Source organism: Butyrivibrio sp. WCE2006, assembly GCF_000701985.1.
Lineage (GTDB): Bacteria > Bacillota > Clostridia > Lachnospirales > Lachnospiraceae > Butyrivibrio.
In genome coordinates this window covers 155,206-180,977 of sequence record NZ_JNKH01000005.1, presented here as the reverse complement: position 1 = coordinate 180,977, position 25,772 = coordinate 155,206, and the positions used below count along the sequence as shown (strand labels likewise).

Below are 25,772 nucleotides of genomic sequence, written 5' to 3'. Positions count from 1 at the left end.
AGTCGTTTCCAGCTGTTATCCCCCAGTACGAGGCAGGTTGCCCACGCGTTACTCACCCGTCCGCCACTAAAGATCATCAAGATTCTGCCGAAGCTTCATCAGCGATAATCTTCCGTTCGACTTGCATGTGTTAGGCACGCCGCCAGCGTTCATCCTGAGCCAGGATCGAACTCTCACGTTTAAATGTTTCTCAAACATCTCTGTTTAAGATCGTTCGTCTTCTGACCAGAACTTAAGCTTGGCTTTTGTTCTGTCCGTTTTACCTTTAGTTAGGTTGTTTTGTTCTCTGAATATTCTTTTTGGAATTTTCAGGGTTGCATTACTATTTCATTGTCAAAGTGCTTAAATACTGGGCTTGCAGGCATTTCGTATGTTTGCCGTGCGCCGCAGCGATATTTAATATATCACTCACCTATGATAGTGTCAACAACAAATTTCATGTTTTTTTATTTTTTCCACCAGTTTCCATATTTCTAGCTGTTTACTAGCTTTTAGCTATATATTAATTTTAGAATTATCCAATATGCAATCAAAGACTTCTAAAATCACTCAAGAATTAAGGAATAGTATTCAAACGAATAATGCACATGAAGTAAGAACCGGCTTTCATGTAGCCGCTCTCTTTATGCCAATCATTCTGTTTTCTACTTATATTATGATGCAACTAACACATCTGCTACACTAATTCTTTTCCAACAGACAATTAGGATTACTGATAATAGAAAGAATATTTCAGTAGTCCAGGAAATAATCCAACTCTATAACAAATTTTGCTATTCTTTTAGCAAATAGTCTGCTATATTAATTCCTGCATTAAATGTATGCATCATAATTTTTGGTGTTTAAAATTATTACTTTTTTGCTGTTAGAAAATACAATAACATTTACGGTAAATTTTTGCACTACTACACTTTCGAAATTACAATACTTTTATATCCCTTTATCGATATTTATTACAATTTTTACAAAGATTTTATAATTGAATCTTAGACAGCTTCTGTGATATTATATTAATGTTAAATATTTTACTTTTATTTAAAGGAGTTATCATGCTTCATATTAAATCACTTTCAGAAGGTCTTGATCTTTTCAAGGCACTCGGTTCTGATGTACGAATAGAGATAATCAAGATTTTATTAGAAGAAAACGGCATGAATATGAATGAACTTGCAAGCCGTTTAAATATAACGAATGGTGCTCTTACAAGTCACATTCGCAAGCTTGAGGAATGTGGAATGATCACAGTCAGCAATGAGACGAATGGTCATGGTAATCAGAAGATTTGCTCTGTGCACGTTGATAAAATTCTAATCGATATTCAGGATGATGAACACGATGAAAATATTTATACTGCTGATATAAAAGTAGGACAGTTTTCAGATTACGAAGTATACCCTACCTGCGGGCTTGCATCATCAACTCAGATTGTAGGGCAGGTAGATGACACCAGGTATTTTTCACATCCTGATCGTTACAATGCTGATATTCTTTGGTTTACCAAGGGTTATGTAGAATATGTTGTACCTAATTTCATCCCTTTTAATCAGAAAATCGATGAAATATGTATCTCTGCAGAGTTATCAAGCGAGGCACCCGGTGTAAATAATGTATGGCCTTCTGATATTTCTTTCTTTATTAATAATGAATTTTTAGGGACATGGGTTTCCCCGGGAGACTTTGGTGATGTGAAAGGTATATTCACGCCGGATTGGTGGTTTCCTAACTGGAATCAGTATGGTCTTTTGAAGATGCTTGTTATAAATCATCATGGAACTTTTATTGATGGTTTGAAGATTTCTGATGTTACTATTGATCATTTTGCTCTTACAAGTAAAAGCAATATCAAGTTTAAAATGGCAGTACTTGATGACGCTGAGCACGTTGGTGGTCTTACAATTTTTGGAAAGACCTTCGGAAACTACAGTCAGGATATAAATGTGAAGATCGCATATAGTCCTATTACAGTTGAGGAATAAGAGCATTTTGAATTTCTGCCAGGTACACACTTGCCCGCAAGCTCCACTAAGCCTGCCAAACAGACTTACGGGGTGGGGCCCCGCTCGTTCAGACAAGTTTTCACTTGTCTCGTCCTACATCTAATGAAGTAATTTGCTCAAATAAAATATTAAAAGCGCTTTCCCTATTTGATTTTTAATAAGGAACGCGCTTTTTTGAATTAATGTCAATCCACTATTTTATACAGATATTCTGTATTATATGTCAGCACATACATGGTTTCTTCCTGCACGATAAAGTAATATGGAGCTGATTTTACATTTATTTTTTGCTGTACTTTTCCATTCTTTATATTAAGCACATAGATATAATCAGGCTCCTGGGTAAATCCATATCCGCAGTAAATACTGTCACCAAGGATTACGAAATTATATGAACTGCATACCTGATCATCGCTTTTCCAAAGTGTTTCACCGGATGCCATATCAATTGCTACCATATATGATTTATGAGGATTGGCTGACGCATAGGTTCTGTGTCCAAGTGACACATAAAGTATGTTGTCCTTTATTTTTGCATAGTAAATATATGGTGTCGTAACGTCTGCAAATAATCCATCTCCCTGATCAGGTGGATTCAGGAACTCATCGAAATAATAATTACCTTCAAGACTCCCAAGCTCATTATTAAACACCGTAAGCGAGAGTTCACCGTTATCAGCATCATTCACAACACTATAGCTATAGGTTTCATCTGAGTATGGAAATCTTTCAGGAAGAGCTATTCCTTTTTCCTTAGACCATGTTTCTTCATTAAGCCAGTCTGTGGTTTTTGAGCTGATTTCGCTTAATTCATATAAAGGTTTTCCTGCTTCTGTATCTATCCCGTCTGCTGTAAAAGAAGTCCATCCGGGATTTTTGACAACAGCATGGTACCACCAGTCCTCACCATATTCCTCATCTTCGCCTTTGCCATCATCGTCTAACCCTCCGGGGAATTTCCCTTTGTTATCAGTTATATCAGTAAGAAAAGGTGTGGCATCGACAGTTACGGTATCAGCTTCTTTAAGCTCTTTTCCTATCTCATTTATGTCAGGCATTTCGCTCTCATCATAATTATCATATGTATCTGTAAATATTTCAGGGTAATCTTTGAATTTCACTTTTACCATCTGCCATCCAAGGGCATAGCTACCCATTGCATAATCCTCAAAGCAAAACACTACTCCATCATAATCCAATGCCCAGGACAAAGCTTTGGCATTTTCTTTTAGTCTGTCAGGGAAGCTTGAGATAAAATTATTTCTGTCATCAGGATATCCCCTGAAGTCTTTTGCTATATCTTCATTTTGCTTTTCAATTTCATTTGCAATTATCTCCGGTAATGTCTCAGTATTTTTTACAACATCTGAGAATGGTATCTCTTTACCGGTTACCGGGTCAAAATTATAATCTTTAAAATATGTATATCCGTGAGCGCCTCCAAGAAATGCATAGTCTTCGACTACGAAAGAAAATACTTTTCCATCTGCTCTTATCGGATAGTAATTAAGAGCCACTTCATAAGGAATGTTCCATTCGCTTTCAAACATCTCCTTAATTTCCGGTGCACTTGAAGAGAAAAATTCGTTAGTCTCTTTCTCACCTTCAGCGCCAAAAGCATCCAGTGTTTTTTGAAGCTTATCAAATTCGTTAATTACGTTTTTATCAAGTTTTACTGTATAGTAGTTAGCACTGGCATAATCAGTATCTCCATTCTTAAGCGTCATTGGATGGCTCTGATAGGTGTAATCCAAAGTCGCTTTAAGATCTTCATCTGTGAGTTCATGAGATGACTCATCATTCAGCGCACTATCAGTTGGGCTATTTTCTTTGGATGCTTCTCCATTTGTAGAGTTATCATTTTCTGAATCATTTTCCAAAGGATTATTCCCGGCATTATTTGATTCTTCATTATTATTTGAAAATCCATTATTTTCATCATCTCCAAGGCTATTATTTGAAGAATCATTTGATGTCTCACCTGCAATGTTATTATTTGGAGAATCATTTGATGTCTCACCTGCCGTATCTGCTTTATCGGCGGATTCAAGCGGCTTATCTCCTGCAGCCTTTCCGGAATTATTCACACCACATCCTGATGAAAAAACAATTACTCCCGACAGCATAAGTGCCATGATTTTTCTAATAACATACTTATTTCTTCTATTCATATGTCCCCCTATATCAAGTAAACCTGCCAGCTAAATTGCTGCAATTGTCTTTGCATAATTGTTTCTAACTCTTTTCTGGTAATTTGATGATACCATCAAAAGGACAAAAATGAAAAGGGACAACAGATATGATGTCTGTTGTCCCAAAATTTTACTTTATTCCACTTATAGCAATTGATTCGATGATAACTCTCTGGAATAAGAAGAACAATACCAGTGTAGGTAACATCGCGATTACAGAAGCAGCCATAATTAAAGCATAATCACTTTGAATCGCATAATATGAATTGAAGGATCTGATTACAACCTGAAGTGTCCAGTGTTTCTCACTTCTAAGGAAGATTGTAGGTGCAAGGTAATCATTCCAGATTCCCATGAACCAAAGCATAAGCTGTGTTCCAAGAGCTCCCTTCATAAGGGGAAGGAATATCTTGTAGTAAATCTCAAAATAGTTACAGCCATCGATTTTTGCTGCATCCATGAGTTCTGTGGGTATGCTGTAAAGGTTCTGTCTTAAGAAGAATATCATGCTGACATTACCGAAGCATCCAGGAATGATAAGTGGTGCAAGTGAGTTAGTCCAGCCAAGTTTTGTAAAGAGAACGTACTGAGGAATCATAACTACTGCAAACGGAATCATGATAGTTGCAAGTAATGCCAGGAAAAGGGCATTTTTACCTCTAAAATTCATCTTGGCAAAAGCAAATGCCGAAAGTGATGAAGTGAATCCACCGATTAGAAGAACCGGTATTTCTACGGTAATAGTATTTATAATGCCGCTTATAAACTGGCCTTTACTAAGTACCTGGCTGTATTTTCCAATCAGGATCGGGTTAGGAAAAAGTGTTAATGTTCCTGAAAGAATCTGATTTTTAGTCATGAATGATGTAGCCACCATGTAAACAAGAGGGAACACCATTGTTATAGCAAATGCAAAGAGTAAAACAAAGATGATTATATTAACAATCTTCTCTTTAGAAGATGTGACGCGATCTGTCTGATAGTCTTTAGCACTTGACTTCGCTCTTTTGGGCGATTGTGAATTCATATTTGATTTTAAAGCCATTTCCATCTGTCACACCTCCTTTACTCTATAGTTTTAACCCATTTATCCTGACCCCAGAAATTGATGGCAGTGATAATGAAGATAATTATTGCAAGAATTACAGCTACTGCACTTCCGTAGCCAAGCTGTCCGTTTGTAAATGCCTTTTCATACAGATAGAATACAACCGTTGCTGCACTGTAGTTTGGTCCGCCTGAAGGTGTCATTACCTGTACTTCTACAAAAACCTGGAACCCACCGATAAGCGATGTGATGAGAACATAGAAGGTTACAGGTGAAAGAAGAGGCAGTGTGATGTTTCTGAACTTCTCCCAGCTGTTTGCTCCATCAATCATTGCTGCTTCATAATAATCCCTCGGGATATTCTGTAAGCCTGCAAGATAAAGGATAATCGTTCCTCCGAGTCCTTTCCAAACCATAAAGATGATCATGGATACTTTAACCATAGTCTCATCTCCAAGCCAGTTAGGACCATGTATTCCTGTGAGCGCTTTGTAGATACCATTCAAAAGACCATAATCATAGTTAAATACCCATGCCCAGAGGATAGATACAGCAACCAGTGAAGATACTACAGGAACATAATACATTGTAGTAAGAACTCTCTTGCCAGGGATTTTTCTGTTAAGTCCCATGGCTACGAGCATTCCAAGTATCATACCAATCGGGATACCAATCATGTAGATGATAGTTGTTCCCATTGCCTTCCAGAACTTAGCATCGCTTATTATCTTAATGTAGTTTCTAAGACCAACAATATTTCCCAACAGCGAGTTGATTCCGGTCCATTTGCTTGCGCTGGCAACCAGGGCAAATACGATTGGGTAAGCCATAAAAAGCATGAACCCTACAAAAGGTGCAGCAATAAATAACCATGCCCATCTTTCTTCTCTCTTTGCCATCGCAGACATCCGAACTTTTACTTTTTTTGATGCCATCATGTACTCCTTAAAAACGTTCCTTACATATAGAAGGAACAATGCTAGTTATAACCCACTTCAAAGTCTGTTTAAAGTTATCTCCTGCCCTTTGGCAGGCAGGAGATATAATGTCAATTAGTTTGTTGCTGAATTCTGAAGTTCAATTGCTTCATCAAGTGCTTCCTGCATTTCAGGCTCTACCTGATTGAGGTAATCCTCTACAGAGATATCACCATTCTTGATGTTAAATACGCCTGACCAGAAAGGTGTGAACCACTCACCGTTATATGTGTAGTCAGTCTCCTGAAGAGCTGCTGCATAGTGATCATTGCCGTCGAAGTATCCGAAGATTACATCTACGTTTGAAGCATAAGGAACTTTTCCGCTGTTTACTGCATCCTTGAATTCGCCATAAGCAAGTTCTGTGATGTTAGGAAGCTGGATAGATTCACCTGTTGTGATACCGGAAACTGCCTTCTGTCCTTCTTCGTCAGTTGAAAGCTTAGCTGCAAGCTGTGCTGCAAGATCAGGATTCTCAGATGTTGCTGATACACAGTAACCAACTGAACCCATCCATGTGTGTGATCTTCCATCACCTGAAGGTCCTACAGGCCATCCGCAAAGGTTCCACTTGTAAGGGAATGTAGCCTCATCCATGAATGCTGCAACATCCCATGTACCACATGCATAGAATGCAACCTGTCCATCGAGCCATCTCTGATATCCGCCAAGTGCTGTATCCTGCTCAACTGAAGGTGTAAGTCCATCTTTTGTAAGATTTGTGTAGAATGTAAGTGCTTCCTTAAGAGGCTCGTTGTTAGCAACATTAACCTTTGTCATATCATCGTTAAGGAACTTAACGCCATTAGAATAAAGGAAAGGAGTCATACCGAACTGGTCTGCGTTAGCAACGCCCCACTGATCGATCTCACCATCGCCGTCCTTATCGATTGTAAGCTTCTTACAAACTTCGATAAATTCATCATATGTGTAAGGCTTCTCGGGATCAGGATATTCAAGTCCTGCTGCATCAAACAGATCCTGGTTGTATGCAAATGCAAAGCATGAAAGATCCTTGGGAAGTGCATAGAGAGAACCGCTACCAACATTTTTACCATCATAACGGTAAATCTCCTGTGTAGTTCCCCATACGCTGCTGATTGTATCAGCATCTACATAATCATCAAGAGGAAGAACATATCCGTTGTCTACATAAGAACGAACTGCTGCGGGTCCTACATAGAATACATCAGGCATATCGTTGGCTGTCATGTTAGCGATCATCTTCTGGTTGTACTCATCCTGAGTTGTAACCTCAAATACAACCTCCTTGATCTCATCCTTGTGCTCATCTACGAACTGCTTTACAAGATCTTCATAAATCTTCTTCTCATGCTCCTGCATGTAAAGGAATACATGAAGTGTCTTATCACCATTACCTGTAAGAGAATCTGAAGATGATCCGTCTGAACTCTCAGCTTCTGCTGCATCTGCGGTCTCAGTAGCTTCACCGGCATCAGATGCTTCTGCAGTATCTCCACTTGCAGTCTCTTCCTTTGCTTCTGTTGTGCTCTCAGCTTCGCCTGCTTCTTCAACAGTTGTTGTTGCGCAACCAGTCACTGTACTAAGTCCCATGATGGTTGCAAGTGCAATACCTAAAAATTTCCTTCTCATGTTAAAACCTCCTAAAAAACTTGTCTAAGTAATTAACTTATGTAGTAATTCTAACTAATCCAATTTACATCGTCAATAAATATTTTAGATTTTTGTAAACAATTTTACATTTTTGTTATTTTATATAAAAACTTAAAATACTTTTTGTGTAAATAAACAAACTTATCAAATATTGCTGCCTTGTCTTTACAAAATTGCTTTTTCGTGCTCTATTTCAGATATTTAACTGCCCACAGAGACTTATTGTCAGTGCCTTTTGCAGATATACATAGTGTATTGTTACCTGCTTCATCCGTCATTGTAAAAGCGCAGCCATCATAACTGATTCCGTCAATTGTGAAATCCACATAGGTCTTACCTCCACTTAATGCATAAGTTCCCTGCAGAGCATCTTCACCTTCATATGATTCGATCCTGCCTGCTTCAAATTTGCACTTAACAGGCTTATTTACTATGTCATTCACATCTAGTCCATGACATAAAAGGTAAAAGGTTCCATTCAGCATGTCATCTGTCACATTAGCATTTTCCCCTAATGAAGTAATGCTCTCATCTCCTGTGTATTCAAATGGTGCTGCCGTAAACCATCCGTCCTCTGTCATGAAAAGCTTATGAATTCTGGGCTCATGGAATTCCTGTCCATCATCAAATCTCTGGTGATAAACAATGTAGTACTCTCCATTTTCATCCTGAAATACAGACTGTCCTCCCGGTGCCATATAGGTAACGGATAAGCTGGGAAGTGTATAATTCCCCATCATTTTAAGTCCGTAGCTCATGTAATCTTCTTCGTTGCCAAGCCTGTTTCCCGCTGCATCAACGTAAGGTCCTGTGGGATTCTCGCTTCTAAACTGCCTTATCTGATATCCTCCATTACTTGTAAGTCCGCCATATGAAAGGAAAAGGTAGTAGTAGCCTGGCTCTTTTGAATAGGTAATATATGGGCCTTCAATTGCATGATGTCCACCGCCTACAAGTCTGTAACCATAGTACGGGTCAGGAGCATCCTCTCCACCTTTTTCAGCTTCTTCAATAGGATGAATTGGTTTTCCTGTGGCAGGATCAAGTTCCAGAAGAAAAATTCCGCCTGACCATGATCCATAAACCATCCACATTCTGTCATCTGCATCCGTAAAAATTGCGGGATCTATGCAGTTTGGCCACTTTTCGTTATCATACCCGCCAAGCTTTAAGTAGGGCGTTATATCCGCATCTTCTCCCAATACATCATATATGTCTGTTTCAGCTGCATGTGAACTGGTAAATCCGGAGTAAAGAATCGTATCCGTATATGTATACTTTCCACCAGGTTCATCAGACACTGCCATGCACAAATTTGATTTTATATAGGAAGAAGTCGTACAAAAATACATGACATATTTTTGCATTATCTCGTTGTAAAAGGTGTTAGCTGCCCAGACAGAATATCCACCTTCTTCATTTTTCCCGACATAAGAAAAAGCCGGGAGACTGCCCGAAAACAAGTTGTCAAAGACATTGTTCCCATTACCGATATAACTCCAATCCTTTAGGTCATCTGACTTTGCAAGTATCTGATGACTGCCTGTCATATAATAAGTACCATCAGCAAGAATAATCTGTGGATCATGGCAACTCACAGCATTTTTGTATACACCTTTTTTTATTTCAGATTCACTCAGTTCATTCTGATTCACTTCGTCATCTCCCTGTGCAGCATCTGCACTTTCATTATTATTGTTCGTGGCATTCTCGCTTTGAGTATCACTGACTTCTGCTTCATTGTTTTTTGCTGCATTTCCTGCGCATCCTGAAAGAGTCCCAACCATAAGGGAAGTACAGATTGCAGCCAGCGTCCTCTTATAAAAATTCCTTCTTCTCATATCATTCCTTTCGCACCAGCACTAAACTTAACTTTCAAAATTCATCTGCGCATGAGGCACATCCATAGCGCATCGTTTTTTATCCTAAAGGAAATCAAGTGTAATTACCCTTAAGGTGGAAAAAATCCCCATCTTTCATACGAAAGACAGGGATTTAAGTCTAATAACCGATTATTATCTACAGGAAAAAACCGGACGACCGCTTTCGTCGTATTTAATTTTCATCAACATCGCATGGCGATTTGGATTGTAAAGAGGATCTCCGACTATCTCTGTCTCGGTTCTGGCATGATAAACCATTATGTCATTGCCATCCTCATCTACAGTAAATGAATTATGTCCTGGGCCATAAACAACAGCATCTGCATCACTCTTCAAAACAGGATAGCGCTCTTTTGACCAGGATCTTGGATCCAGTAAGTCAGCATCTTCATCAGCAGTCAGCATACCAACGCAGTATGCAATTCCTGTTTCGCTGGCTGAATATGTGACAAAAATCCTGCCATTTCTTTTAAGCACCGCAGGGCCTTCGTTTACCCAGAAACCAACTCTTTCCCAATCATAGTCAGGTGTTGTAAGAAGCACCTGCACAGTCTCAAGTTCATAGGGTGACTTCATTTTTGCAATATAGAGATTTGATATTTGTTTTCCGACTCCTACCTTCTCAGCCCAGATGTAATACCAGTCACCTTTATGCTCAAACACTGTACCATCCAGCGAAAATGCTTCAAATGAAAACTCATCATCAGTAGCTCTTGTTATTTTACCTTTTTCGATCCACTCATCGTTTATGGGATCATCGCCCTGACATTCAAGCACATATGGACGAATCGCCCATATGTCATCGACATCTCCGGCAGCAAAGTAGATGTACCATTTTCCCATCACATAATGAAGCTCCGGGGCCCAGACATGTTTACTCATTACCCCTGAGTCATGCTTCGTCCAGATTGTATGTTCCTCAGCATCTTTAAGTCCCTGAAGAGTAGTTGATCTTCTAAGTGCAATTCTGTCGTATTCGGGCACAGATGCAGTAAAATAATAAAAACCATCATCTGCCTTGAGAACATAAGGATCTGCTCTCTGGAGTATCCATGGTTCATTGTATTTAAGGTCTTTCTCATTACTCATAATAACCAGCTCCTCTGATAAACGTAGCTTTAATCTAACTCATTCCATCAGGATACGGATACTGTAAGCACTCCAAAAGAAGTATGCTGACAGCTACTAATCCCTTAATGGTTTAAAGAATTTTGATCAATAGTTCAGGTTATAAGTTAATCTTAGACATTGATTTATTTTTAATTTGTTCTGAACTATTTTATATTTTCCTAAATTATATTATTATTATCTAAAATTTTCAAGTTTTTTATAAAAGCTATATTGAAAATGATTTTTTTAGAGCATAAAATCATATAAATAATTTCGTATGTCTATGGAGAATGTACTTATGAACGGAAAAATGACCGAGGGAAAGCCTCTTAATATTTTATTGAGATTTGTTATACCGATATTTTTAGGATTCATATTCCAGCAATTTTATAATATGGTGGATACAGTTATAGTCGGACGTTTCGTTGGACCAAAAGCTTTGGCAGCGGTGGGATCCACAGGAACTATCATGTTCATGATCATGGGACTTGCCAATGGTCTTACCACAGGATACACAGTGCTTATCAGCCATAAATTCGGTGCAGGTGATGATGCCGGAACAAAAAAGGCTTTCATCAATGCAATCTTACTTGGCATCATAAGTACATTCGTTGTAACTGTTATAGCTATTTTGGTCATGCCTTCTTTGCTACATATAATGAATACTCCTGATGACATATACAAGGATGCTTATTCCTACATAATTACAATATGCGCAGGCAGTATAGCACTTATAGGATATAACCTTCTCGCATCTTCACTAAGAGCAATAGGTAACAGTAAAACACCTCTGTACTTTTTGATTTTCTCAGCATTTTTAAACATTTTGCTGGATTTATTATTTATCGTAGTTTTCCGTCTTGGAACCTTTGGTGCTGCCCTTGCTACAGATCTCTCGCAGGGAATTTCTGTTATCCTGTGTGCAATATACATTTATAAGAACGTTGATCTTCTAAGGCCCCAGAAAGGTTGCTGGAAGATGGATGCCAATTTTGCAGCAAAACAGCTGAATATCGGCATTCCCATGGCACTTCAATTCGGAATAACTTCATCAGGCACAATGGTAATGCAGGCATCAATCAACATATATCAGTCTGTTGCAATTGGCGGATTTACGGCTGCCGGAAAAGTTGTAAATCTAATGACAGCAGGCATGCCTTCAATCGGTCAGGCTACAGCTGCCTATGTAGGACAAAACTACGGTTTTGGGAATCTGGACAGAGTTCACCAGGGTACAAAGGATGCTATGAAAATATCTGTGGTGTATTCTATAATAACCGGTATTTTAAGTGTTGTTCTTATGCCTTATATTGTTTCTCTGTTCTTTGACAGTAGTGTAAATCTTGCAGAATATATGCCTTATTGCAGAATATATATTACAGAAGCTGCCCTATTCTATATCCCGCTTTGTATGATTTTCATATACAGAAATGCCATGCAGGCCTGTGGATACGGAAAAACAGCTCTAACCCTTGGTTTTATGGAATTGGCATCAAGGCTTTTAACAGCCTATGTTTCAATCAGACTTCACAGTTATGCCATCGCAGTAGCAGGTGATGCACTGGCATGGTTCACTACCGGAGTATTCTCATGGATTTTATATACGATAGTACTAAAACAGTGTATTAAAAAAGTATCTTAAATATAGTACTAAAACAGTGTATTAAGAAAGTTTCTAAATATAGTACTAATAGAGATTAAAGTATAGTACTAATAGTAAATTAAGTGTAATTCAATCAAGTAACAGTTTTGCTGATATGCATAGTTTCATATTTTTCTTCATGAAAACGGGAATCGTATGGGGCAGGTCCTCGCGAAGTAAGGGGTGTATCCTGCCAAAGGCAGGATTCTTGAACGCATTTTCATCTCTTTGTTAAGAAGGTCATATTTCACATATAAATACTTATTTTGCTTTTTATTTTTGACGTTTTATACTATAATAATCCTTAGGGTTACGTTATTTGTTTAACATTTTTAACAAATTCAATAAGCAATAAGGAGGTTTTTTAGTATGGCACGTTTTACATTGCCCAGAGACATCTATCACGGAAAAGGTGCTCTTGAGGCGTTAAAGACTTTTGAGGGCAAAAGAGCTATGGTCTGCACAGGTGGCGGATCTATGAAAAGAGGGGGATTCCTTCAGAAGGTTGAAGAGTATTTGAAGGAAGCAGGAATGGAAGTTGAGCTCTATGAGGGTATTGAGCCCGATCCTTCCGTTGAAACTGTTATGAAGGGTGCAGCAGCCATGGAGAAATTCCAGCCTGACTGGATTGTTGCTATCGGCGGCGGTTCACCTATTGATGCAGCTAAAGCTATGTGGATCAAGTATGAGTATCCTGACACCACATTTGAAGATATGTGTAAAGTATTCGGTCTTCCGAAGCTTCGCACAAAAGCTAAGTTCTGTGCTATCTCTTCTACTTCAGGCACAGCAACAGAGGTTACAGCTTTTTCAATCATCACTGATTATCAGAAGGGTATCAAGTATCCTATCGCAGACTTTGAGATTACTCCCGATGTAGCTATCGTTGATCCCGAGCTTGCACACACAATGCCTAAAAAGCTTGTTGCTCACACAGGTATGGATGCTATTACTCATGCTATTGAGGCTTATGTTTCTACAGCTAACTGTGACTACACAGATCCGCTTGCTATCCACGCAATCGAAATGATCATGGACAACCTTGTTAAGTCATATAACGAAGACATGGAAGCAAGAGATGCTATGCACAATGCTCAGTGCCTTGCAGGTATGGCATTCTCTAATGCACTCCTTGGTATCGTTCACTCTATGGCTCACAAGACCGGTGCTGTTTTCGCTGATCTCGGCGCTCACATTATTCATGGTGCTGCAAATGCTATGTATCTTCCTAAGGTCGTTGCATTCAACGCAAAGGATCCTGTAGCTAAGAAGCGCTATGGTGTTATTGCTGATTACATGCATCTTGGAGGATCAACTGATGACGAGAAGGTAGACCTTCTTATTAAGTATCTCCGTAAGATGAATGATGACCTCAATATTCCTCACAGCATCAATCATTACGGTGCTGATGGCCTTCCGGCAGAACAGGGCTTTGTACCTGAGGATGTTTTCCTTGAGAGACTTCATGACATTGCTGCCAACGCTCTCCTTGATGCCTGCACAGGATCAAATCCTCGTCAGCCCAGTCAGGAAGAGATGGAAAAACTTCTTAAGTGCTGCTACTACGACACAGAAGTTGACTTCTAAATAAACTATAAAAAGAAGGTGGACCCGTATTGTGATCCACCTTCTTTTTTAGTATTTGACAAGGTATCTTTGAATTTCTATTCTGTTCCTCGCTCCACTAAGCTCGATAAAGTCTGCCTAAGTGGACTTGTATGGCTCTAGGTGCTCTTCTCAAAATCAAATAACACCCTGACCTTTTTCCTGATCATCTTTCTTGGTAAACTCATTTTGAGTATAAATGGGTGTACTATCCATATATTTATCAGTAATATACAGGTCTTTCTTTTTTCCAATAATAAGTCTTATTCCGATATATACGATTACAATTGCGAATATGAATGTAGGTAAAAAATAAAATGCATTATTTATAATTTCGAAGATAGCCAGTCCGGTTAAATCCGCGATATAATTCAAGCCTTCAGAAATAGGGCTCATTATCATATTCCATATTATTGATAAGCCGGCGATAATGAGAACCCAGGCAACAATCTTTCTTGCAGTTGATGATTGAATATTTATCTTTTTCTCACCAAAAAGCTCATTCCAAAAATAATCATCCTGTACTGTCATGAAAAATTGAGGATTACAGGTTGCAAGATTTCTTGCATGGAAAAAGGCATAAAACCACAGTACAACCGGTATAATCATAAACGCATCACTTAATCCTAAAAAGCCTATGATTCCTATCATTCCCATAAAGCTGCCCATAATGCTTATTCCCATTTTCATGAACCCCATATACATTTCAGCAGCCCCCGGCATAAATGCAAATATAAAATTAAAAAATCCTCTCTTCTGTGCTTTCATATCAATCCTCCTTGTCCTTATCAAAATGACATCCGGTCATCGTCTCACTCATTACGTGATTTCCTAAAATTGCTGACACGTAATTTGTTCTTATTCTTTCTGAAGTCTGTTTTTCAACTACCTGAGCTTTTATAGCATTTATGCTGTCACTCTCCGATATAAATGGCGAAACTATCAGAAATAGAACCGCAGCAGCCATGGCCATACATACCTGAAATCTGAATTTCTTGTACTCTCTCTTTTTGTCCTCAAAAGAAACAGTGCTTTTCATTTCTGCTCTTTCAAGTCTCTTTAGCACTTCTGCCTCAAAATTAATCGGAGGTTCAAGAAGGCCTGCTTTTTCAGTTGATTCGATAAGACTATTCAAATCATCATCGCTTAAATATTTAAAATCATCATTCATGCACGAAGCCACTCCTCTCCATAAGATTTTTTCAGCATTTCTTTCGCACGATAAATTCTTGTCTGTACTGTTTTTATGTTTGATCCATTTTCTTCTGCAATCTCTTTTGCTGTCCTTCCATTCACGAAATGCTCAAGAGCCACTTCATTGTAGCCATCCGGTAATTCTTTACAACATTTTGTGAAGCTACTCATAACTGCTTCTGATTCGTATATTTCTGCCGGATTATTTGAAGAAATACCTCCGCCCAAATAACCGTCATCCAAATCAGGCATCTCATCTTCTGCAGTCGGAAGAGCCCTTACAGCAGCACTACGCAGATAATCTGTACATTTATTTGCCGCAATTCTGCAAATCCAGGCCTTTTCATTTTCTCCATCAAAGCTGTCCATGTGCATATATGCCGAGAGGAAAGTTTCCTGAGCAATATCTTCTGCTGTAAAATAATCTCCGGTCATTCTAAGGCAGATGGAAAAAACCAGCTTCTTATATTGGTCCATCCAGCGTATTAAATTGTCCTTTGCCTCTACTTTTTTCACCCTTTAGCTCCAATATCACCAGAAAAATCTTATTTTCGTCTCTCATATAATATAACGAGATAAAAATCATAAAGTCTTCAATTTTTTATTTTATATAATATTTATTTTTAAATAAACATTATTCTGCTTTCGCATATACTGATTCATGTATAATTTTATTATAGTTATTGTATTTCTAAGAGGAGGTCCTTATGAATATATCTGTGCCAGAGGGAACAATCATAATAAAGGAAGGTGAAAAAAATAAAGATCTGCATAAAATTGTAAGTGGTAATGTGGAGATTTATACCGGTTATGGCACAAAAAATGAATGTCTTCTGGGCATACTATCAAAGGGTAATTTTGTTGGAGAACTCGGATTTTTCACCCAAAAACCGTCCGTATATACTGCAGTTACTTATAATGATTGTATCATTTACAGGATACCAATATTGGATATGCGCAGATATCTTCTCGATAATATAGACGATGCCATAATGCTAATGCATAACATGGCTGATTCTGTATATAGTATCAGTTACATGATTGACAATATGCAAAAAGAATTAAATGAATTTAACAATGTAAATAAATCTGAGAATACTATTATCGCCAGAGATATGGCAAAGGAAATGACAAAACAAATCCTTAAATACAACATGGGCTTAACAAGAGCCGTTTCGGAATTCAATCTTAAGACCTGATTTATTCTATAAGTAACCATTCTATCCATAAAGCAGCGCGTGACTTCATGCCGACAAAAAGCAGAATATATTCATGAATTTTTGCTAGTGCTGCTGTCATTAAATACCTCGACTTTTTACGAAGTATAAATTGTTCTTCTGCAAGGCGGAGGAATGAGTCGTACCGGGCGGTACGGCGATTGATGCCAACGCAGCAGAAGACAATTTAGACAAGTAATAAAGTCGACTTATTTGATGACAGTAGCACTAGATATAAAGAAAGACGACCAACTTATCACAAATAAGCTGGCCGTCTTCAATAATTTCTATTTAAATGTCAGATTACATCATGCCCATTCCAGGGTTTCCTGCAGGCATCGGAGGTACGGGCTCCTTAACAGTAGCTACTGCAGCTTCTGTTGTAAGGAAGCTTGATGCTACTGATGTAGCATTCTGAAGTGCACTTCTTGTAACCTTAGCAGGATCGATGATACCATCCTTAACCATATCTACATACTCTTCTGAATATGCATTGAAACCAATACCCTGCTCAGATTCCTTAACCTTGTTAACAATAACTGATCCATCAAGACCTGCATTGTTTGCAATGTGGTAAAGAGGAGCTTCAAGAGCCTTAAGTACTACCTTAGCACCTGTCTTCTCATCACCTTCAAGTGTATCAGCAAGCTTTGCAACTTCCTTAGAAGCGTGGATATATGCACTACCACCACCAAAGATGATACCTTCTTCAACAGCAGCTCTGGTTGCGTTAAGAGCATCCTCCATACGATACTTAGCTTCCTTCATCTCTGTCTCTGTAGCAGCACCAACTCTGATAACTGCAACACCGCCAGCGAGCTTAGCAAGTCTCTCCTGAAGCTTTTCCTTATCGAAATCAGATGTTGTATCTTCAATCTGCTTCTTGATCTGAGCGATTCTAGCCTCGATCTCACTCTTCTCGCCAAGACCATCAACGATTGTTGTCTTTTCCTTCTCAACCTTGATGCTCTTAGCACGACCAAGATCATCCATAGTTGTATCTTTAAGCTCAAGACCAAGATCTGAGCTGATTACCTTACCGCCTGTAAGAATAGCGATATCTTCAAGCATAGCCTTTCTTCTGTCACCATAGCCGGGAGCCTTAACAGCTACTACATTGAATGTACCACGAAGCTTATTAACAATAAGTGTTGTAAGAGCTTCACCATCAACATCCTCAGCGATGATAAGGAGCTTAGCACCTGTCTTAACGATCTGCTCAAGAAGAGGAAGGATATCCTGAATATTTGAAATCTTCTTATCTGTGATAAGAACATAAGGATCATCAAGGTTAGCTTCCATCTTGTCCATATCTGTAGCCATGTAAGCTGAGATATATCCACGATCGAACTGCATACCTTCTACAAGGTCAAGCTCTGTAAGCATTGTCTTTGATTCCTCGATTGTGATAACACCATCGTTTGAAACCTTCTCCATTGCATCAGCGATCATCTGACCAACTTCATCATCACCTGATGAAACTGCTGCAACTCTCATGATCTGATCTTTACCCTTAACCTTAGTAGCCATCTTGCTGATAGACTGAACAGCAGCATCTGTAGCCTTCTTCATACCTTTTCTAAGTACGATGGGGTTAGCACCTGCAGCAAGGTTCTTAACACCTTCATTTATCATAGCCTGTGCAAGAACTGTAGCTGTTGTTGTACCATCACCTGCTACATCGTTAGTCTTAGTAGCAACTTCTTTAACAAGCTGAGCGCCCATGTTCTCATAAGCATCCTCAAGCTCGATCTCCTTAGCGATTGTAACACCGTCGTTAGTGATTGTAGGAGCACCATAGCTCTTATCAAGAACTACGTTTCTTCCCTTAGGACCAATTGTTACTCTTACTGTATCTGCAAGCTTATTAACGCCTTCAACCATAGCTGTGCGGGCATCAGCGCCATATTTAATTGTCTTTGCCATTTCTATTTGCCTCCGTTTTTTATATTACCTTCATCAGGCTCTATATAAATCTAATTATTTGATGATAGCTAAGATATCATTCTGCTTAACAATGATGTATGTTACATCATCAAGCTTAACCTCTGTTCCAGCATATTTTGAATAAATTACATTATCACCGGTCTTAACCTGCATCTTAACTTCCTTACCATCTACGATACCGCCGGGTCCAACAGCAATAACCTCTGCCTGCTGGGGCTTCTCCTTCTCAGCACCTGGAAGTACGATTCCTGATTTAGTAGTCTCCTCAGCTTCAAGTGCCTTAAGTACGACTCTGTCTGCAAGTGGTTCTAACTTCATTACAATTGCCTCCTTTATATTATCATTCTCTAATAAGCTATTTGGATTGTTAGCACTCATTAGTTTTGAGTGCTAATCACTAGACATAATATTACCACACACATTAAAAAAATCAATACCCCTGACAGCAATAATTTGAAAAACATCAATCATTATTCCTTGGTTTTGGTATATCCTTGCCTGCAAGATCTATGAAATTTTGCTTTAATGCCTCTGCCCAATACTTCTCCGGAATCACCGGCCATCTGACTATTCCTCTTTCTGCTTCACATAATCGCATTGCCTGCAAGAGAATTGCTTCACTTAAATCTATACCGGTCCTTATGGTATGCATTGTTGCTGCCGCCCAGGCAGGTGCGTATTCCATAAGCCCACTCGTCTGAAACTCTTTTATTAACGCATGCCTGTCATATTTTACCTGAATGAGTTCTTCCTCCCAGCCACTTCTTCCACTGTGCACTATGGCAAATTCAGCAAAACAATTCTTATTTCTTGGAAGCCCGAGAGCGCCTGGATTAACAGCCCTTTTTCCCCTATATAAAAAACTTTCCTGCACATGCGTATGCCCATGAAAAAGAATATCCGTCTTCAATTTATTCATTATTTTCTTCGTATTACGTTTATCCCCAAATAAAAGCTCAGATGCTGAAGTCGGTGAGCCGTGGCAATATTCAAAACCCATGGTCTTTTTGGGATTCCAGATTCCATATATAGGTAAGCTGTCAAAAAAGTTAAAATCCTTGTCAGTAAGCCTCTCATATGTATACAAAAGACTTCCACTCCCGGATCCTTTCTCCCACCCAGTTTCGCCGTTTTTTCTATAATTAAGCATGTATTCCTCTCGGTTTCCTCTAACTATATAGCAAGTAAAATACTGCTTTAAAACGTATATTAATTCCATGGTTTTTTTTACACCTGGACAATCAGAAATAAAATCACCCAGCAGAATATAATTTGTAATCCCCTTCCCCATGCAGTAGTCGATACATGCCTGAAGCGCCGCACTGTTTCCATGAATGTCGCTAAATACAGCTATATCCAAAACTTTTCCCCTTTTCTTAAGTTTTTAATAATTTTATTATAAGTAGTTTATAGTCAAATAAAACCCTCTGTGCGAAAATATATTTAAAGTTTTATTCGGATATTTTTTATATGGAGGATAACTATGGCTGGTAATCGTGAAGATTTGATTCGTTCACTCGCAGGTGTTATGGGCATGAGTGGAGAAAAAAAGAAGGAAGCTTCACACTTCGATTCAACTACAGGAACTCTTTATTGCGGCAGTAAAGTTTTCTCTCAGACTGATATATCAGAAGCCAGAAAATTCTGCGAAAATAATATGAAAAAAATGGCTGAATTGAAGGATAATGCAGAAATGTATTACGAAATTGCAGCCTCCGCCATTGAGCTTCTTCAACAGGATAGTGTGAAGAACGGAGGAAAAGTAGTGGTAAAAGATCAATCGTAAAATATATTACCCCGGGCATATGCCCGGGGATTTCTGTATCATAATAAATTTATCGAACGCAGCTTTTATTGGAAAAGACTTTCATCATGCCATGCATACCACTTCAGCATCAATCAATTCTCAATATAAGTGTGAGGATATTTTTAACTGCTGTATTAAGCTCATCTCTGGATATAGCGCCCTTTTCAAGTGCTGCCAATATTCTATCAGGATAGCCACAGCCCATTTTTATATCGTTTCCGGCTTTACATTCCTTATAGTTTTCACCAAAAGTCCACCAGTCAGTTGTAACCATTCCATCAAATCCCCACTCACCTCTAAGAATTCCATTCAGCAAATCCTCATTCTCAGAAGCACGTCTTCCATTAATAATATTGTAGGAAGTCATAATGCTCCAGGGATGTGATTCCTTTACAACAATCTCAAAGGCCTTCAGGTATATTTCTCTTATAGCTCTCTCAGAAGCTCTGGAATCACTGTTCTTACGGTTGGTCTCTTTATTATTCAATGCGAAATGCTTAGCTGTAGCTGCAACATTATTACTCTGAATTCCGCGGACCATTCCTGCAGCCATCTTTCCTGTAAGATATGGATCCTCTGAATAGTACTCGAAATTTCTTCCACAAAGAGGTGATCTGTGAATATTTATAGCAGGTGTAAGCCATGCGCCAATATTGTTCTCTTTTACTTCCTCACCTCCGGCGATACCAACCTTTTCGGTTATATCCGGATCCCAGGTGCAGGCAAGAAGTGTTGCGCAAGGAAATGCAGTAGTCTTCACCCCGACCTGTGGCTGAATACGAAGACCTGCAGGGCCATCTGCTGTCATAACATTAGGAATACCAAATTCATTGTTGTTACCGTATCCAAAGGTATTGGCTACGCCGACATTAGGCTGACCTCCTACAAGCCATGCAACATCCTCATCAGAAAGTGCTTTCACAAATTCATCAAGTGAAAGTTTACCATTAAAGACATCGATGAGCTGAGGTTTCTCTGATGGCTTAAAGCAGCATCTTGGTCCTTCCGGTCGAACTCTGGGAGTCGGTAAATCAGGCTCTTCACATGGCATATCTCTAAGCACATTCTCATTATATTTTGTAATATCTCTCTGCTGAAGCATCTCATAGGAACCATCAGCCAGAAGACGCTTAGTAAGAGCTGCAGGAGCCATTCTCTCTGTAAGCTGAAGGACTACTCTGTTATCATCCAAAGTATACTCGGTATCTACCTTTTTAGCATTTCTTACATCTGTGCCCACATAGAATTTATATTTACCCTTTTCAAGCACATAAGCAGACTTCTTAACCTTTCCAAGATCATCATAGGAAGCCATTTCATCTGCTGAAAACTCGATAATTATTCTCTGTGTCTGCCCTGGCAAAAGCTCTGCCGTTTTCTTGAAGCCTATAAGCTGTCTTTCAGGCTTACCAAGTTTACCCTGAGGTGCACTAAAATAAACCTGAACTACTTCCTTACCGGCGCAGTTACCGATATTTGTAACATTCAGCTTAACCGATATCTTACCGTCATCATCACTGACTTTGATGTGATTTAAACTAAATTCGGTATATGAAAGTCCATAGCCAAAAGGATAAACTACCTTCTTAGCTGCATCCTTCATGGTTTCAAAATATCTGTAGCCCACATAAATATCTTCTTCATACTCTACATAATCATCAGAGTCATGGAAATGCTCTGTTCCGGGATAATCCGCCAAATCTTTTGCAAAAGTATCCGAGAGCTTACCACTGGGATTGCCAAGTCCGCAAAGAAGCTCTGCTGTTGCAAGTCCGCCTTCCATGCCTCCCTGCCATGCAATGAGCGCAGCACTTATATCTTCACTATCTTTGATCCAGGAAACATCAAACATGCCTCCAATATTAAGTACTATGATAGTCTTATCAAAGGATTTTCTTACGTCATCCAGTAGTTTCTTTTCTGCCTTGGATAAATAAAAATCTCCGCGCTCAAAAAGCTTATCCGTTATATCAATAAGCTCCTGGTCAACATCTTTGAGTTTACGGTCAATAACCTTATCACTCTTTCTGTCCCAGCCCTCTCCGGAATATCTGCTAAACGAAACAATTGCTGTATCTGTAAAGGCTCTGGCCTTAGCAAAAAGATCCTGTGGAACTTCAGGCTCTGCTATAAGACCCGGAAGAATTCCGTTCTTATACTTAGCAGATACATAATCCTCATAAAATGAAACGGAATCATTAAATAACGACACCTGTCCCGGCAACTTATTAAACCCTTCTGCAAGATTTGTTACATAAGGAACAGTGACATCACCACTTCCGCCACCACCTTTAACATAATCTATAGTAGCTTTTCCAAAAAGAGCGATCCTCTGTCCTCTTTTAAGCGGCAATGTTTCACCATCATTTTTTAACAGGACCATACCCTCTTTAGCTGCATTTTTGGATATCTCAATATGCTCCTTAGATGCAGTAACCTTGCAACCATCCTCTCTGAGTGGCAGATTTGGATGATACTTAACGCGTGTCCATTTCTCCATGTATTAACCCTCCAATTTTAAAAATGAAATATCTTTTTATCGCTTCCCATCTGAAAGTGTAAAATGCCAGAAATCCCATATTTTCCAAACAAGTACCTATCGGATTTTAACGATAACAATATTATATCTGTTTTACCTGTATTCTATATCAAAAAAGTTAGAAAACATAAAAATATCTCTAAATTTTGAGTAGCATTTAATAAGATTGATTAATGTATGAAAGGCCGGACACATATCCATAATGAATAGTGTCCGACCTTTATTAAGCCGAGTACATAACGCGATTAACGCGAATATTATTTGTTAGCGATAGCTGCCTGAGCTGCTGCAAGTCTAGCAACAGGTACACGGAAAGGTGAGCATGAAACATAGTCAAGACCAATCTTGTGGCAGAACTCAACTGATGAAGGATCTCCACCGTGCTCTCCGCAGATACCAACGTGAAGGTTAGGATTAACGGGCTTACCAAGCTTAAGTGACATATCCATAAGCTTACCAACACCTGTCTGATCAAGCTTAGCGAAAGGATCGTTCTCGAAGATCTTCTCATCATAGTAAGCGTTAAGGAACTTACCAGCATCATCACGAGAGAATCCGAATGTCATCTGTGTAAGGTCGTTTGTACCGAAGCAGAAGAAATCAGCTTCCTTAGCGATCTCATCAGCTGTAAGAGCAGCTCTCGGGATCTCGATCATTGTACCAACCTCATACTCAAGCTTAGCACCAGCTGCAGCGATTTCAGCATCAGCTGTCTCACATACAACCTTCTTAACGAACTTAAGCTCTTTAACTTCACATACAAGAGGGATCATGATTTCAGGCTTAACATTCCAATCAGCATGAGCCTTCTGAACCTCAAGTGCTGCACGGATAACAGCCTTTGTCTGCATCTTAGCAATTTCAGGATATGTAACTGCAAGACGGCATCCTCTGTGACCCATCATAGGGTTGAACTCATGAAGTGAAGCGATGATAGCCTTGATGTCTTCAACGCTCTTGTTCTGAGCATCAGCAAGCTTCTTGATCTCTTCTTCTGTTGTAGGAACGAACTCATGAAGCGGAGGATCAAGGAATCTGATTGTAACAGGGCATCCCTCAAGTGCTTCATAGAGCTGCTTGAAGTCGTTCTGCTGATAAGGAAGAATCTTCTCAAGTGCAGCTTCTCTCTCTTCTACTGTATCTGAGCAGATCATCTCACGGAATGCAGCAATTCTGTCTTCCTCGAAGAACATGTGCTCTGTACGGCAAAGACCAATACCCTCAGCACCAAGCTCACGAGCCTTCTTAGCATCAGCGGGTGTATCAGCATTTGTACGAACCTTAAGCTTTCTGAACTGGTCAGCCCAATCCATGATACGGCCAAACTCGCCTGCGATCTGAGCATCTACAGTCTTGATAACGCCATCATAGATGTTACCTGTTGTACCGTCGATTGAGATGAAGTCTCCTTCGTGGAACTCTTTACCAGCAAGTGTGAACTTCTTGTTCTCTTCGTCCATGTTGATGTCGCCACAACCTGAAACGCAGCACTCACCCATACCACGAGCAACAACGGCAGCGTGTGATGTCATACCACCACGAACTGTAAGGATACCCTGAGCAGCCTTCATACCTGTGATATCTTCAGGTGATGTCTCAAGACGAACAAGGATAACCTTCTCACCTCTCTCAGCCCATGCTACAGCGTCATCAGCTGTGAATACAACCTTACCGCAAGCAGCACCGGGTGATGCACCAAGACCCTTACCCATAGGAGTAGCAGCCTTAAGAGCAGCAGCGTCGAACTGAGGATGAAGAAGTGTATCAAGGTTACGAGGATCGATCATTGCTACAGCTTCTTCAGGAGTCTTGTGTCCCTCATCAACAAGGTCACAAGCGATCTTAAGAGCAGCAGGAGCTGTTCTCTTACCATTACGGCACTGAAGCATGTAAAGCTTCTTGTTCTCAACTGTGAACTCCATATCCTGCATATCGTGATAGTGGTTCTCAAGAGTATCACAAACTTTGATGAACTCAGCGTATGCTTCAGGGAATTCCTTCTCCATCTGAGCGATCGGCATAGGTGTACGAACACCAGCAACTACGTCCTCACCCTGAGCGTTGATAAGGAACTCACCCATAAGTTTATTCTCACCTGTTGCAGGGTCACGTGTAAATGCAACACCTGTACCAGACTCGTTATTAAGGTTACCGAATACCATAGGCATTACGTTAACAGCTGTTCCCCATGAATAAGGGATATCATTGTCACGACGGTAAACGTTAGCACGAGGGTTATCCCATGAACGGAATACAGCCTCGATAGCAAGCTTAAGCTGCTCTACAGGATCTGAAGGGAAATCTGTACCAAGCTGATTCTTGTACTCAGCCTTGAACTGCTCAGCAAGTTCCTTAAGATCTGCTGCTGTAAGGTCTACGTCAAACTTAACACCCTTCTGCTCTTTCATCTTGTCGATGAGCTGCTCGAAGTACTTCTTACCAACTTCCATAACAACGTCAGAGAACATCTGGATGAAACGACGATATGAATCATATACGAAACGCTCGAATGCAGGATCAGGATTGCCCTTGATCATTGCATTTACAACCTCGTCATTAAGACCAAGGTTAAGAATTGTATCCATCATACCAGGCATTGATGCACGAGCACCTGAACGAACTGATACAAGAAGAGGATTCTGAAGATCACCAAACTTCTTGCCGTTGATCTCTTCCATCTTCTTAACGCCTTCCATAGCCTGAGCCATGATCTCGTCGTTGATTTTACGACCATCTTCATAGTACTGTGTACAAGCTTCTGTAGAAATTGTGAAGCCCTGAGGTACAGGAAGTCCGATTGATGTCATCTCAGCGAGGTTAGCACCCTTACCGCCAAGAAGGTTTCTCATGGTCATGTCGCCTTCGCTGAACATGTAAACGTATTTTTTCGCCATTTCACTACCTTTCTTACCGATTATTCGATTCGGTAAAACCCTTTCCATTTATGTTACAAATTTATAATTAACTATGAATAGCATA

The 25,772-nt window shown here is 39.5% G+C and carries 19 protein-coding genes and 1 rRNA gene; 5 read left to right on the top strand and 15 right to left on the bottom strand.

From position 1 onward, the window contains the following. Positions 1–181: ribosomal RNA gene (locus T501_RS05740) — 16S ribosomal RNA — on the bottom strand; the annotation flags it as partial. 868 nt (positions 182–1,049) lie between these two features. On the opposite strand from T501_RS05740, the gene T501_RS05735 reads away from it, so the two are divergent. After that, a complete protein-coding gene (locus T501_RS05735; RefSeq protein WP_026511064.1) occupies positions 1,050–1,976 on the top strand; it encodes an ArsR/SmtB family transcription factor in 927 nt (308 codons plus the stop codon). A gap of 206 nt (positions 1,977–2,182) precedes the next feature. On the opposite strand, the gene T501_RS05730 is transcribed toward T501_RS05735, so the two are convergent. The 6 genes from T501_RS05730 to T501_RS05705 all read right to left on the bottom strand — a co-directional run bounded on the left by T501_RS05730 (position 2,183) and on the right by T501_RS05705 (position 10,821). Further along, positions 2,183–4,168: a DUF3298 and DUF4163 domain-containing protein gene (locus T501_RS05730; protein WP_044913778.1), complete on the bottom strand. Its 1,986-nt coding sequence runs from the start codon at positions 4,166–4,168 to the stop codon at positions 2,183–2,185. Positions 4,169–4,319: 151 nt separating this feature from the next. Then, on the bottom strand, positions 4,320–5,240 hold the full coding sequence (locus T501_RS05725) for a carbohydrate ABC transporter permease (RefSeq protein ID WP_044913777.1): 921 nt from the start codon (positions 5,238–5,240) through the stop codon (positions 4,320–4,322). Positions 5,241–5,254: 14 nt separating this feature from the next. After that, positions 5,255–6,136, bottom strand: a complete 882-nt coding sequence (locus T501_RS05720; RefSeq protein WP_242833000.1) for a carbohydrate ABC transporter permease — start codon at positions 6,134–6,136, stop codon at positions 5,255–5,257. Between the two features lie 153 nt (positions 6,137–6,289). Continuing rightward, a complete protein-coding gene (locus tag T501_RS05715; protein WP_044913776.1) occupies positions 6,290–7,828 on the bottom strand; it encodes an ABC transporter substrate-binding protein in 1,539 nt (512 codons plus the stop codon). Positions 7,829–8,037: 209 nt separating this feature from the next. Further along, positions 8,038–9,690 (bottom strand): glycoside hydrolase family 43 protein, encoded by a 1,653-nt coding sequence (locus T501_RS05710; RefSeq protein ID WP_044913775.1) that lies wholly within the window; start codon positions 9,688–9,690, stop codon positions 8,038–8,040. 174 nt (positions 9,691–9,864) lie between these two features. Continuing rightward, a complete protein-coding gene (locus tag T501_RS05705) occupies positions 9,865–10,821 on the bottom strand; it encodes a glycoside hydrolase family 43 protein (RefSeq protein ID WP_044913774.1) in 957 nt (318 codons plus the stop codon). Between the two features lie 319 nt (positions 10,822–11,140). Here T501_RS05705 and T501_RS05700 point away from each other — a divergent pair, with 319 nt between their 5' ends. Together T501_RS05700 and T501_RS05695 are read left to right on the top strand one after the other, a co-directional pair. Next, positions 11,141–12,484, top strand: a complete 1,344-nt coding sequence (locus T501_RS05700) for an MATE family efflux transporter (RefSeq protein WP_044913773.1) — start codon at positions 11,141–11,143, stop codon at positions 12,482–12,484. Positions 12,485–12,853: 369 nt separating this feature from the next. After that, a complete protein-coding gene (locus tag T501_RS05695; protein ID WP_044913771.1) occupies positions 12,854–14,071 on the top strand; it encodes an iron-containing alcohol dehydrogenase in 1,218 nt (405 codons plus the stop codon). Between the two features lie 156 nt (positions 14,072–14,227). Here T501_RS05695 and T501_RS05690 read toward each other — a convergent pair whose 3' ends face one another. Genes T501_RS05690 through T501_RS05680 form a run of 3 tightly spaced genes read right to left on the bottom strand, consistent with a single transcriptional unit; the run spans position 14,228 to position 15,799 of the window. Beyond that, a complete protein-coding gene (locus tag T501_RS05690) occupies positions 14,228–14,857 on the bottom strand; it encodes a hypothetical protein (RefSeq protein ID WP_044913770.1) in 630 nt (209 codons plus the stop codon). A gap of 1 nt (position 14,858) precedes the next feature. Beyond that, entirely contained in the window at positions 14,859–15,260 is a 402-nt protein-coding gene (locus T501_RS05685; protein WP_044913769.1) for a hypothetical protein, read from the bottom strand. Then, positions 15,257–15,799 carry an RNA polymerase sigma factor gene (locus T501_RS05680; protein WP_050008163.1) on the bottom strand — a complete coding sequence of 181 codons (543 nt, stop codon included), beginning with the start codon at positions 15,797–15,799 and terminating at the stop codon, positions 15,257–15,259. The genes T501_RS05685 and T501_RS05680 overlap by 4 nt, the downstream gene beginning before the upstream one ends. Positions 15,800–15,990: 191 nt before the next feature. Between T501_RS05680 and T501_RS20055 the strand changes: the two genes are divergently transcribed. Next, entirely contained in the window at positions 15,991–16,482 is a 492-nt protein-coding gene (locus T501_RS20055) for a cyclic nucleotide-binding domain-containing protein (RefSeq protein WP_050008162.1), read from the top strand. Between the two features lie 321 nt (positions 16,483–16,803). On the opposite strand, the gene groL is transcribed toward T501_RS20055, so the two are convergent. The 3 genes from groL to T501_RS05660 form a co-directional block, all read right to left on the bottom strand. Beyond that, positions 16,804–18,426 (bottom strand): chaperonin GroEL, encoded by a 1,623-nt coding sequence (groL, locus tag T501_RS05670; RefSeq protein ID WP_026511054.1) that lies wholly within the window; start codon positions 18,424–18,426, stop codon positions 16,804–16,806. 54 nt (positions 18,427–18,480) lie between these two features. Then, entirely contained in the window at positions 18,481–18,765 is a 285-nt protein-coding gene (locus tag T501_RS05665) for a co-chaperone GroES (protein WP_026511053.1), read from the bottom strand. A gap of 145 nt (positions 18,766–18,910) precedes the next feature. Further along, positions 18,911–19,807 (bottom strand): metallophosphoesterase family protein, encoded by an 897-nt coding sequence (locus T501_RS05660; protein ID WP_050008161.1) that lies wholly within the window; start codon positions 19,805–19,807, stop codon positions 18,911–18,913. Positions 19,808–19,930: 123 nt separating this feature from the next. Between T501_RS05660 and T501_RS05655 the strand changes: the two genes are divergently transcribed. After that, entirely contained in the window at positions 19,931–20,233 is a 303-nt protein-coding gene (locus T501_RS05655) for a hypothetical protein (protein WP_026511051.1), read from the top strand. A 109-nt stretch (positions 20,234–20,342) separates the two neighbouring features. On the opposite strand, the gene T501_RS05650 is transcribed toward T501_RS05655, so the two are convergent. Both T501_RS05650 and ppdK read right to left on the bottom strand, forming a co-directional pair. Beyond that, positions 20,343–22,754 carry a glycoside hydrolase family 3 protein gene (locus tag T501_RS05650; protein ID WP_044913767.1) on the bottom strand — a complete coding sequence of 804 codons (2,412 nt, stop codon included), beginning with the start codon at positions 22,752–22,754 and terminating at the stop codon, positions 20,343–20,345. 296 nt (positions 22,755–23,050) lie between these two features. Then, positions 23,051–25,687, bottom strand: a complete 2,637-nt coding sequence (ppdK, locus tag T501_RS05645; RefSeq protein WP_026511049.1) for a pyruvate, phosphate dikinase — start codon at positions 25,685–25,687, stop codon at positions 23,051–23,053. Positions 25,688–25,772 lie beyond the last annotated feature (85 nt).